Here is a 12,186-nt window from a genome sequence, read left to right on the forward strand (position 1 = left end):
CCGCCGATCCCTGCACGGGGTCGGCGGCTTTCCTTTGCACCTTGCGCGCTCATTTCCGTCGCAGGGCCGCACCGCTCTGCCCCGCCCCGATCACGCACATCAGGCCGCGTCGCTGGTTCCCGGCAACAGGCTGGATGGATCGACACCGCGCTTTTCCGCGCTTTCGCGGACCGCGGACCGAAGCGCCTCGCTGCGGTGCAACAGGCGGCGGAACCGCTCTTCGTCCAGCACCAGCAGTGTCGTCGGCGCGATGGCGCGCACGTCCGCCCGGCGCGCCTTGCTGCTCAGCAGGGCCATCTGCCCGAACATCTCGCCCCGGCCAAGACGCCAGGTCTGTCCCGCGCTCTCAAGCTCGACGGCTCCGGAGGCGATGAAGTAGACGCTGCGGGCGGGGCTGTCCTTGCGGATGACATGGTCTCCGGCGTCGAAATATCGCGTCATCAGCGACCGGCCCAGACGCTTGAGGCTGCCGTCGTCCATTTCGGCAAAGAGGGGAAATTCGCGGATGAAGGCGGCGCGCTGGATCGCGACGTCAAGGCGCGGTCGCTCTTCCGCGGCACCTCGGCGCGCGGCAAGGTCCTGCATCAGCGCCATGTGAACCTCGGCGCCGATCAGCCCGTCCTCGCGCATCGCGGCGTATTCCCTCTCTTCCATCCGCAGCGCCGTCCGCCGGATGAAGCGGCGCTCAAGTTCTTCGGCATAGCCCGGATACTGCAGGCGCAGCCCCTCCAGCGCGGTTTCGACCGCTTCGATCCGCCGCGACAGCAGTTCGTGCAGCAGGTCCGCAACCCGCCGTCCGTGAATGCGCCGGATGCGGCCGTTGATAAAGGACCCGAGGTCGCGCATGATCAGCCGCTGGGACAACAACCGCTCAAAGCGGTCCGCGGTCATCCGGGCAAGAGGCCCCGACAGCCGCAAGCGCCCGTGCAACAACACCGCCGCGCGAAACGCGCGGCCATAGGCAAGGCTCTTTCGAGCCGCCCTCTGATAGCCGTTCCGCCCCTGCGAGCGGGCACCCTCGATCAGCCGGTCGGCATCCGAAAGCACGATTTCCGCCATCCGGGCCGAGATGGTCCTCTCTTTCATACGCGCGAGGATGGTGTCGCGTTCGTGCCCCGCAAGCGCGATCAACCCTAGTGCGATCCGGTCGCGGTCCAGAATACCGGCGTTGTCCTCGGCCATCTTCACGGCGGTTTCGAGGCGTTCACCGAACCGCTTGGCCTCGGACCGGACGGTGTCACGGTTCAGGTCGTAGTTATCGGTGGTTCGGGCCACGTCTTCGCGCACGGTCTGCAACGCAACAGCAACGACCTGCCGGGACAGGGCCTCGTCGATGGGCGACAGCCGGTCCAGCCCGAGCTTGCCGATGATCCAGCGCAGCGTCGTCCCCTGCACCAACAGGGTGAACAGGGTAAAGCCGGTGGCCAGGATGCCGACCACCCGCTGTATCTCGTCGGGCACGCGCACGCTCTCGGTGACGGCAAGTGCCAGTGCAAGGGTCACCGCGCCCCGCAGGCCACCCCAAAGGATCGCGGCGCGATAGGGTCTTTCCACGTTCGGAGACAGCTTGAGCGCCGTCAGCAGGGGCATCAACCCGAACAGGATCACGGTGCGCGCCGCCACGGCCGCGACAACCACCACGCCGACAAGGGCGAAATCCTCCAGCCGGACCTCTTGCAGCAGGCGCGGAATGAGCAGAGCGGCAAGGATAAAGATGAGGGCCCCCGCCCAGTGAGCCAGCACATCCCACAGGTCGCGCATGTTGCTCCACGCCTGGGGCGGCAGGCGGGCCGGCGCGGTCAGGTTCAGCGTCAGACCGGCGGCGACCACGGCAATGACGCCCGAGGCGCCGACACTCTGTTCCGCGATGATGTAGGTCAGGTACGGCAGCGCGACCGAGATCGAGTGTTGCGCCAGTTCGTGACCGCTGAAGAGGGACATCACCCAGACTGCCACGCGCGCGGCCACCCAGCCCGTCAGCGCGCCGCCCGCGATCAGGACGGGGAACCGCGCAAGGGCCTCGCCCAGGTTGGGATCCGGCAGCCCGAGCATCACGAAGCCCATGAACAGCCCGAACAGCGCGATGGCGGCCGCGTCGTTCAACAGGCTTTCGCCCTCGATGATCCGGGCCAGCCGCCGCGGGGCCGAGATCGAGCGGAAGATCGAGACCACCGCCGACGGGTCGGTGGTCGAGACGATGGACCCGATCAGGAAGCAGGCCGCCAGCGGCAGCGCGCTGGCCCAGGACAGCGCGTAGCCGATGCTGACGGTCGCCACCACGACGGCCACCACCGCCAGTACGAGGATCGGCACCCAGTCGTCCAGCATCCGGCGCAGGTTCATCCCGATCGTCGCCTGAAACAGCAGCGTCGGCAAGAAGACGTAGAGGAAGACGTTGGACCTGATCGGCAAGCCCAGGATCGCCTCCGCCACCGGGTTCAGCGCGTCCGTCAGCTCCGTTCTGAGGAAAAAGGTCGCCCCGGCGCCGATCAGGATGCCAAGCAGCGCAAGGATCACGCTGTAGGGCAATCGGATGCGCGCGGCAAAGGGTTCGGCAAGGCCGATGACAAGGAACAGGGACGCAATAACAGTGGTTACAAGTATGATGTCCATGTAGAGGAATTATCAGAAAACCGTGGGGGCGCACGCGCGATTCGGCATGTAGTGCCGGAAACCGCCATTTTCAGCCCTGCCGCCTACAGGCCCGTCTGGATGACCGGCAAATCGGCTGCCGGACCGCATGGCATGCAGTGAACCTCAAGGCCAGCGGACCCGGCAAAATCTTCTACAGCCTGCGGGAAGCTCAAATCCTGATCGGGCAGCGGCGCGGTCACCATGACACCGTCAGGCCACACAGCGCACTGGGATACCGCGCACTGGCGCTCAAATGTCACGATTGGGCGCGCAGCGCCTCGAATTCCGGCAAGAGTTGATCAAGCGTCATCTGGCGACAATACCCTTGGATCGCCCGCAGCGACGCGTCATGCCGTTCGTCGGTATAGGTCGCGCAGGCATCCGTGACCTGGGTCACCAGGTAGCCAAGATCACAGGCGTCGCGGATGGCGCTTTCCACGCATTGATCCGTGACCACGCCGGACACCACCAGTTGCGCAACCCCAAGGTTGCGCAGGACGTAATCGATATGGGTCGACACAAAGACCGAGGATGAGGATTTCGGCAGCACGATCTCATCCTCACCGGGCGCCAGTTCGTCGATCACCTTGGCGTCAAAGGACCCCTTCGGCACGTTGAATCCGGTGATCTTGTAGTCAAGGCTCCGGTCGCGCCCGTCCTTGGTCAGGCTTTCGATGGTCGTGTACATCACCTCCACCCCGGCCGCACGCGCCGCCTGCTGCAGCGCCTGCATCTGCGGCAAGGCCCGCGCGCGAAAACGGTCGATGAAGGGCAGCAGCTTGTCCCGCCGCTCGGCCTCTGTCGCGTCCCTGATTTCGCCACCCTCGGGGTGCAGGCAAAAGTTCTGAACATCCACGAACAGCACCGCCACCCGCCCCTTTTGCAAGGGAATGTCGCGGCTGGTTGTCGACAGGAAAGGCTGGGTCAAAACGGGTATCCTTTCAAGGCATTGAACAGGGCGTGACCGACGCGCGACACGCCCTCCGCGTCACTGATCAGATCATTGCGCACTTCCACCAGCACATGCGGCATCGCGCGCGCCTCGGCATGCACCGGGATCGTGTAGTCCGAGGCATCCTCGATCTCGTAGGGATCATTGGCCGCGACCTGCCCGGTCCAGACCCCCGGCAGCGCTGACATCAGATGCCGGAACAGCGGGTTCCCGTCCCGCGCCAACAGGCCGATTTCGGTGACCCGTGGCGCACCGTCCCGCTTGCGCGGCGTGAAACTGTGAACCGAGATCAGCGCCCGGTGCCGCCGCGCCGCATCCGCCACCTCGGCATGAAAAGGCTGGTGGATCTGGTCCCAACGCGCCGCGCGATCCGCATCACTCAGCCCGGCATTTCCGGGCACGGGCCGCCGGTCAGAGGTTTCGGGCATCAGGTCCGGCGCGCCTTGGGGGCGGTTGCAGTCGATCACCAGACGCGAATAGCGCTGCGCCACGCCGCGCGCGCCCAACATGTCCGCAAGGGCAAGCGTCAGGTTCAACGCGCCCGGATCCCAACCGATGTGATCCAGCAGGTCATCCCGCGCGATCCCCAGATCGCCCAACCGTTCCGGCACCGCATGACCCGCGTGCTCACAGGTCAGCAGCCACGCCCCACCGGACGGACTGCCGAAAGAATGGACGGGGGATGGATCGTTTTCCGTCAGAACCACGGGGCACCTATTGCATTATGCGAACACTTGTTCACATATTCGGAAAAACGACAAGCCGAATTGCGAGACGACATGCCGACGCCCCTCATCATGGCCTGCACAAGCGACCTTTCCGGGCAGGTCCGGGGCAAGGGATTTGCACTTGGCGATCTGGACCGACGCATTCGGGGCGGCGTCGGCTGGACTCCGACCAATGCGCAGATCACCTGCTTTGACGGCATCGCGCCCTCGCCTTTCGGCTCGCTTGGCGACGTGACCCTCTGGCCCGACGCGGACGCCCTGTTCGAGGCCCCCATTCCCGGCTCGCCTGCCCTGCGCATGGTGCTTGGCGATATTCGTGAACGGGACGGCACGCCCTGGATGGCCTGCACGCGCGGCCACCTTCGCGCGGCCATCGCCCGGCTGACCACCGCCGCCAATGCCGAGTTCCGCGTCAGTTTCGAACATGAGTTCACGCTTTCTGGGATCGACGGCGGCGCAGGCTTTTCCCTTGCCGGTTTCCAGGAGGCCCAACCCTTTGCCGAGGATCTGCTGGAGGCATTGACTACGGCGGGCATGGAGCCCGACAGTTTTCTGCGCGAATACGGCCCCGGCCAGTTCGAGGTCACATTGGCTCCGAAACCGGCCCTGCGCGCGGCGGATGAGGCCATCGCCCTGCGCGAAATCACCCGCGCCGTGGCGCGCGCGCACGGCCGAACGGCGAGCTTTGCGCCCCTGCCAGACGCGGAAAACGTCGGCAACGGCGTCCACATCCACCTCAGCCTTTGGGACGGTGACACGCCCGTGACCCATGACCCGGACGGCCCCGCCGGGCTGTCCCCGCGCGCCGCGCAGGCCGCCGCCGGCATCGTCCGCCACATGCCCGCGATCACCGCCCTGACGGCAAGTTCCGTCGCAAGCTACCTCCGCCTGACCCCGCACCGGTGGAGCGCGGCCTACGCCAACCTTGCTGTTCAGGACCGCGAGGCCGGTTTGCGCATCTGCCCGGTCTCCGCCACCGAACCAGACCGCATTGCGCGCCAATTTAATTATGAATACCGCGCGGCGGATGCGACGGCCTCGCCCTGGCTGGCGCTGGCCGCCCTGATCCACGCGGCCGCATCGGGGATCGAACAGGCACTGCCCTGCCCCACCCCGACGACGGGCGACCTGTCCGAATTGAATGACGCCACCCTGCGCGCCAAGGGCATCGCCCCCCTGCCCCGCGCCCTGCCCGACGCGCTGACGGCGATGCAGGCGGACGCCGCCCTGTCCGACTGGTTCGGCGCGGATTTCCTCGCTCTCTTCGCCGCGCACAAGACGCATGAGCACGGGGAGCTGTCCGGACTGGACACGCAGCAAATGCTCAACCGCTACGCAAAAACATATTGAAGACCGTTTCAGCGGCAGAAAATTTCTTGAATTGGTTCGCATAGCGCGCAATAGTTCGCCATACGAACAGGGAGACTCGACCATGAAACGCCGACCCACCGTACCCTCATCCCTCCGCAACCCGATGTCCGGCGCCTTGAGCAGGCGTCAGATGATGGGCGGCATGGCCGCCGGGCTGGCCGCCGCCGGACTGCCGATGAGCGCCCGCGCCCAAGCGGATCAGATCGCCCTGCTGACATGGGACGCCTATGCCGATCCGCGCCTTCTGGACATGTGGCGCAAGGAAACCGGCAAGGACATCCGCTACGAGATCCACATCTCTGACCCGACTTCGGTCAACCGTCTGCGCGCGGGTGAAACCAACGTCTGGAACTTCATCAACCTCAACAACCCCTGGGCGCGTCAGGTCCTGTGGCCCGAGGGCCTGATCTACGATCTGCCCCGTGACCGGTTTGAGCCGCTATACGCACAGATGTTCGAAAAATTCGCCATGCCCTACGACTGGGCCCTCTCCGAGGACGGCAACAACCTACTGGGCGTCGTGCAGCGTTTCGAGACCTTCGATTTCGTCGTCAATTCCGACGTGATCGCGCCCGCCACCGCCAAGGACGAAGGCTGGGACCTGTTCAACAACCCCGACTTCGCGGGCCGTTACGGCATCCTCGCCTACGAGGACTGGAACGTGATGGACATCTGCATGGGCGCGGGCATTCACCCCTACAAGCCCAAGACAGAGGCAGATTACGCCAAGTTCGAGGAAACCGCGCGGCGCTGGATCAACAACGCCAAGATGATCACCACGGATTTCGTGCAGCTGAACCTGGCCATGCTGAACGGCGAGATCGACCTCTATTTTACCGGCGGCACCTACACGGCCAGCTCTGCACGGGCCGAGGGCGCGACGAACATCTACGCCATCACGCCCAACTCCGGCCCCGCCGATGGCAAGGGCGGCATCAACTGGATCGAACTGAACTCCGCCGTAGCCAACCCCACCGGCAAGGAGGCGACCTTCGACTTCCTCGAATGGATCACCACCCCGGATGCGGCGGAAATCGTCGCGCGCGGCAACGGCAACCTGCAACCGGTCAGCCAGATGGCCCAGGACGAGGTCCTCAGCCGCTTCTCCGCGGACGAACTGGACGCGATCCAGTGGGATGAATTTGACGAACGCATCTCCAATGCCGTCGAATTCGACATCATCCCCGATTACGACCGTCTCTATGACATCTACTCGGCGGCGATCCGTGATCGCGGCTGATCCGCAGATGACCGGCACCCCTGCCGATACGCAACCCGCGCTCAGCCTCCAGGGGCTGAGCCGTCGTTTCGGCGACACCCACGCCCTGCGCGAGGTGTCGCTGGATATTGCCGAGGGCGAGTTTTTCACCATCGTCGGCCCCTCCGGCTCCGGCAAGACGACGCTCCTGCGCATCCTTGCCGGGCTGGACCAGCCGACCACCGGCACGCTGCTCTTGCGCGGCAAGGACGTGACGGGCCAACCGCCGAACAAACGTCCCACCGCGATGGTGTTTCAGTCGCTCGCCCTGTTCGATCACCGCAGCGTCGGGCAGAACGTGGAATTCGCGCTGAAGATGCGCGGCATCGACGCCGCCACCCGCAAGGCCCGCGCGCTGGAACTGCTGGATCTCGTCCGCCTTGGGCCTGACTACTACGGCAAGGCGGTCACCCAATGTTCCGGCGGCGAACGGCAGCGTGTGGCGCTGGCCCGCGCGCTGGCCTCGGACCCGGAAATCCTGTTCTTCGACGAACCGCTGTCCGCGCTGGATTATCGCCTGCGCAAGACGCTGGAAGTCGAACTGCGCAGCCTGCAACGCCGCACCGGGCGCACCTTTGTCTACATCACCCACAGCCTCGAAGAGGCGATGGTCATGTCCGACCGCATCGGCATCATGAAGGACGGCCAGCTGGTGCAGGTGGGCACACCTTCGGACATCTATGACCGCCCGCGCGACCGTTTCGTCGCCCGCTTCATGGGCGAGGTCAACATCCTGCAAATCCGCGATGAGCACCTGCCAGAGCTGAACAGCCCCCTGCCCGGCTTTGCCGATGGCCACCTGATCCTGCGGCCGGAGGCCCTGCACACGGACGGCCAGGGCATCGGGATCAAAGTCACCGTGCAGGAACGCTTTCAGCTTGGCTCTCGTGTGCAGCTGCACCTTGACACCCCCGCCGGCCTGATGATCGCGGAACAGCCCGCCTCCTGCGCACTGCAACCGGGGGATGAGGCGCAATTCCACTTTGATCCGGCGCAAGCGCATAGGGTCACGGAATGAAACCCGGTCCGCTCTTTGCCCTACCCGTCGCGCTGTTCCTGCTGGTCGGCTTTGCCGCGCCCATCGTCATCGTCGGCTGGTATTCCCTGATCGAGCCGCGCAGCTTTGATCTGACCTCGGACCTGACGCTGGCCAACTACCGCGCCGCCTTTACCGAGGGCTATGGCGGCCCGTTCTACTGGTCGATCTTCGGCGCATTGCTGACCACGCTGACCTGCGCTCTGATCGCCTGGCCCACGGCCAAGATGCTGCACGCCCGCGCCGGGCGCGGCGCGGCCATCATCACCGGCCTGATCGCCGTGCCGATCTTTGTCAGCGAAAGCGTGCGCCTGTTCGGCCTGTCGCTGTTCATGATGCCCGGCGGCGGTATCCTTGCCGGATCGCTCAAGGCGCTGTTCGGGGTTTCCATCGGCACGGTGCTGAACACCAAGATCGCGGTCTACCTTGGCCTCGTCTACGTGCACTTTCCCTTCATGCTGTTTCCCCTGCTGCTGGGGGTCGCGCTGATCCCGCGCGACCGTATCGACGCAGCCCGCGACCTGGGCGCCTCGCGCTGGCAGGTGTTGCGTGAGGTTGAATTGCCACTGGCCCTGCCCGGCCTCGCCATCGGCGCGCTGTTGACTTTTGTTCTCTGCATCGGCGCCAATGCAGAGGCGGCGATCCTTGGCGGGCAGGCAGTCACCGTCGTCACCCGCGCCATCGAACAGCGCTTTTCCTACGCGCAGGACTGGCCCATGGGGGCGGCGCTGACCATGCTGGTGACGCTGGTCACGGCCATCGTCGTCTTTCCCGTGCTCGCACGCATCGACCTCAACCGACTGATCCGCCGATGAGAAAACCGCTTCAGACCCTCTGGCTGACCGTCATCGTGGTGCTGCTCTACGTGCCGATCCTCTCGGTCATCCTCGCCAGTCTGGCCAACACGCGCTACATGCGCTTTCCACACCGGAACTGGTCCATCGGCGCCTACACGGACGCATTCTCGCAGCACGAAACACTGGTCCTGCACCTTGCCTCGCTCAAGGTGGCCGCGCTGGTCACGGTCTTCGCGTTGGTCCTCGCCACGCTGGGGGCGATGGCCTTTGCCCGCTACGACTGGCGCGGGCGGTCGATCTATCAAAAGGCCATCGTGCTGCCGATCTTCTTTCCGCAGCCGGTTCTTGGACTCGCCTTATTGCTGTTCTTTTCCGCGCTCGGCATCACGCCCAGCTGGAAAACCGCCGTTTTCGCGCATCTTGTCTGGATCCTGCCGATCGTGACGCTGGTCATCTCGATCCGCCTCTTCGGCTATGACCCGGCGCAAGAGGACGCCGCCCGCGACTTGGGCGCGACCCGCTGGCAGGTGCTGAAAGAGGTCACGCTGCCCCACCTCGCCCCCGGCCTGATCTCGGGCGGGCTGTTCGCCTTCCTGCTGTCCTGGTCCAACTTGCCCCTGTCGATCTTCACCACCGGCGCGGACACCACCCTGCCGGAATGGCTGTTCAGCCGGGTCGCGACGAACTACGCGCCGGTGGTCTCGGCGATTGCCGTCATCGGCACGCTGGCCTCTGTCGCCTTTGGCGTGGTGGTGCTGGCGGCGCTGTGGATACAGCGCCGCGCTTCGCGTCAGTCCAGTTCCGCCTCGGCCTCAATCTCGACCTCGTAACCACCGATCAACTCCTTGACGACGATCAGCGTATTGGCCGGGCGGATCTCTCCGAAATAGCGCGCGTGCACTTCGGAGACCGCCTGCCAGTCCGCCTCGTTGGTCAGGAAGATCCGCGTCCGCAACACGTCTTCCAGCGTGCCGCCAAGTGACGACACCGCCCCGGCGATCTTGTCGAGAATATAGACCGCCTGCCCCGCTGCGTCGCCCTTGCAGACGGCACCGCCATGCGGATCGGTGGCCGTGGTGCCGCTGACAAGGATGCGCTTGCCCTTGCGCACCGCGCGGGCGAACCCGGCCTTTTCCTCCCAGATCGACCCGCTCTCGGCCCGCTGCCGCCCCGGTCGCGGTTCCGACACCACCATCACCGGCGGCAAAGCGTCCAGGTGGTGCGACAGGTCGCCGGACGCGGTCAGGAAGGGCGGCTTGCGGTATTCATCGCCGCAATCGCCGGGAATAGGCTGCATCGCCGCCTCGGCAATCGCCGCCTTGTCCGCATCATCCAAGGCAAAGCCCAGCATCCGCCGGTTGTCGTCGCGATGCGCGTTCTCTCCCAGCCGGACGCCAACGATCACCCCCGCCGTCGCGCCCTGCTCCAGCACCCAGCGGCTGGCCACGTTGGACACCGACACCCCGTGCCGTTCTGCGATCAGGGCCAGCGCGCCCAGCAGATGTTGAAAGCGATCCCAGCCGCCCGCCGTTTCGACAAAGCGCATGTATTTCATGCGGCTCCAGTCTTCGATCTGTGCCGGTTTTTCTACACCCAGCCATTTCTGCGACAGGAACCCGCCGCAGAGCGTGCCAAAGCCAAGGATGCCAACCCCATGTTCGGCCGCCACGCGGGTCAACTCTCCGGCCGCGCGCCGATCCACGACGGAGAAACAGACCTGGTTGGTGGCGATCTCGATCCCCTGTTTCAGCACCATGCGCAGATGCGCCGCGTCAAAATTGGTCAGGCCGATATGCCCCACCAACCCCTCTTCGCGCAGCTTCATCAGCTCGGACAGCGCGTCCAGGTATTCCGGCGACTGGTACTGCCACCAGTGAAACTGCATCACGTCCACGCGGTCCATCGCCAACCGTTCCAGCGCGGTTTCCACCCCGCGCCGCACCGTGGCCGCGTCCATCTCGCCCGGCTCCGGGCACCACTTGGTCAGGATCGTCGGACGCGGTCCGCCCTCTGCCGCAAGGATCTGCGCCGCCTTGCCCGCCACGATTTCGGCGCTGCCGTAATGGTCCGCCATGTCGAAGGTGGTGAACCCCTCGCGCGCGTAATCGGCCAGCGCCTCGGCCGCCGCGTCAAGGTCGAACGCCTTGCCGTCCCGCTCCTGGTCGGCCATCTGCCACAGCCCGGTGACCACGCGCGACAGGGACAGGCCCGAAGGCAGGGTGATCTGGTCGAGGGATTCTTTCATCTTGTCGCTCTCCGCACAGGTGTTCGTATATTCTTTGGGCAGCATCCCGCGCCTGATCGCCAGACACAAGCGCGCGCAGCCCCTGAAAACCACCCGCAAAACGCTGTCAAAACTGACAAAAAAAGGCAAACGCACCTGCGTTTCGCAGTGCCATCCCGAAACCGGCGCAGCCCCGCCACGAAAAAACCATTGACCGAGCGAAAACCGTTCGTCAAACTATTTTCGGACATTTGTGCGCATAACGAACACATCAAGCCAAAGAATCCAAAACCGACCAACAGGAGAACCGAACCATGAAGAACTGGATCATCGCAGGGGTCACCGCCCTTGGGCTGGCGCTGACCGCCGCCCCCGGGGCACAGGCCAAATCGCTTGAGGAGATCCTCTCCGACGGCACCATCCGCATCGGCATCAACCCCAACTTCCCCAACATGAGCACCCGTGACGACAACGGCGACTGGCAGGGGTTCGACATCGAGATCGGCACCATGATCGCCGAGAAACTGGGCGTCGAGGTCGAATGGGTGCCCACCGAAACCGCGCAGCGCGTGCCCTTCCTCGTCTCTGACCGCATCGACATTTCCATGGGCGCGCTGACCCGCAATTCCGAACGCGCCAAGCTGATCGACTACACGGCCCCCCTGCACACCGAAGTGCTGGCCGTTCTGGCCACCGACAAGATCGAGGGCGACGGCTGGCAGGACTTCAACAAGGACGGCGTCGTTCTGGCGAACATGCGCGGCAACTGGACCGTGGGCTGGATCGAGGAAAACATGCCCGAGGTCGAGCTGGAGCTGGTCGACAGCATCGCTGACACCGTGCGCCTTGTGGCGCAGGGCCGCGCCGATGCCATCGTCGAGAACATCGACTTCTTCATGGGCTTCACCGGCAACCACGAAGGCGTCAACTGGCGCGTCGTGCCGGAACCGATCTTTGTTGCCTACTGCGCGCTTGGCGTCAGCCAGGGCAACGACAACCTGACCGAGGTGCTGAACATCATCCTCTATGACCTGCATTCGTCCGGCACCGTCAAGGAGGTCTGGGAAGCGAACTATGGCGCGCCGATGCTGCGCGAGGTGCCCGTCACCCCCTGGTTCTGAATCCTGACCGGGGCGCGGCCCGCCCGCGCCCCCTCCCCCATACGAAAGCCCGGCCATAAACCCGC

General features: G+C 65.1%; 10 protein-coding genes and 1 pseudogene. 7 read left to right on the top strand and 4 right to left on the bottom strand.

Annotation, left to right across the window (positions count from 1 at the left end; translation table 11 throughout):
* Positions 1–99: 99 nt before the first annotated feature.
* On the bottom strand, positions 100–2,613 hold the full coding sequence (locus RBB42_RS06275; protein ID WP_305968979.1) for a cation:proton antiporter: 2,514 nt from the start codon (positions 2,611–2,613) through the stop codon (positions 100–102).
* A 161-nt stretch (positions 2,614–2,774) separates the two neighbouring features.
* On the opposite strand from RBB42_RS06275, the pseudogene RBB42_RS06280 reads away from it, so the two are divergent.
* A pseudogene (locus RBB42_RS06280) lies at positions 2,775–2,933 on the top strand (integrase core domain-containing protein); the annotation flags it as partial.
* On the opposite strand, the gene RBB42_RS06285 reads toward RBB42_RS06280, so the two are convergent.
* A complete protein-coding gene (locus RBB42_RS06285) occupies positions 2,891–3,562 on the bottom strand; it encodes a cysteine hydrolase family protein (protein ID WP_305968978.1) in 672 nt (223 codons plus the stop codon). The pseudogene RBB42_RS06280 and the gene RBB42_RS06285 sit on opposite strands and share 43 nt — an antisense overlap.
* Entirely contained in the window at positions 3,559–4,293 is a 735-nt protein-coding gene (locus RBB42_RS06290) for an N-formylglutamate amidohydrolase (protein ID WP_305968977.1), read from the bottom strand. Before RBB42_RS06290 ends, RBB42_RS06285 begins: the two co-directional genes overlap by 4 nt.
* Positions 4,294–4,365: 72 nt before the next feature.
* Between RBB42_RS06290 and RBB42_RS06295 the strand changes: the two genes are divergently transcribed.
* From RBB42_RS06295 to RBB42_RS06315, 5 genes are all read left to right on the top strand, one after another.
* Entirely contained in the window at positions 4,366–5,664 is a 1,299-nt protein-coding gene (locus tag RBB42_RS06295) for a type I glutamate--ammonia ligase (protein WP_305968976.1), read from the top strand.
* Between the two features lie 82 nt (positions 5,665–5,746).
* Positions 5,747–6,925: an ABC transporter substrate-binding protein gene (locus RBB42_RS06300; protein ID WP_305968975.1), complete on the top strand. Its 1,179-nt coding sequence runs from the start codon at positions 5,747–5,749 to the stop codon at positions 6,923–6,925.
* Positions 6,912–7,961 (top strand): ABC transporter ATP-binding protein, encoded by a 1,050-nt coding sequence (locus RBB42_RS06305; RefSeq protein WP_306043619.1) that lies wholly within the window; start codon positions 6,912–6,914, stop codon positions 7,959–7,961. The genes RBB42_RS06300 and RBB42_RS06305 overlap by 14 nt, the downstream gene beginning before the upstream one ends.
* The gene (locus tag RBB42_RS06310) at positions 7,958–8,794 is read left to right on the top strand and encodes an ABC transporter permease (protein ID WP_305968973.1); all 837 of its coding nucleotides are present in this window, start codon (positions 7,958–7,960) and stop codon (positions 8,792–8,794) included. The genes RBB42_RS06305 and RBB42_RS06310 overlap by 4 nt, the downstream gene beginning before the upstream one ends.
* Entirely contained in the window at positions 8,791–9,606 is an 816-nt protein-coding gene (locus tag RBB42_RS06315; protein WP_305968972.1) for an ABC transporter permease, read from the top strand. Before RBB42_RS06310 ends, RBB42_RS06315 begins: the two co-directional genes overlap by 4 nt.
* Here the strand turns inward: RBB42_RS06315 and RBB42_RS06320 are convergent.
* A complete protein-coding gene (locus RBB42_RS06320; protein WP_305968971.1) occupies positions 9,567–11,021 on the bottom strand; it encodes an aldo/keto reductase in 1,455 nt (484 codons plus the stop codon). The genes RBB42_RS06315 and RBB42_RS06320 overlap by 40 nt on opposite strands.
* Before the next feature lie 293 nt (positions 11,022–11,314).
* On the opposite strand from RBB42_RS06320, the gene RBB42_RS06325 reads away from it, so the two are divergent.
* A complete protein-coding gene (locus RBB42_RS06325) occupies positions 11,315–12,121 on the top strand; it encodes a transporter substrate-binding domain-containing protein (RefSeq protein ID WP_305968970.1) in 807 nt (268 codons plus the stop codon).
* Positions 12,122–12,186 lie beyond the last annotated feature (65 nt).

Origin of the sequence: Mameliella sp. MMSF_3455, from assembly GCF_030733205.1 — a bacterium.
In the GTDB taxonomy this organism is placed as follows: domain Bacteria; phylum Pseudomonadota; class Alphaproteobacteria; order Rhodobacterales; family Rhodobacteraceae; genus Antarctobacter.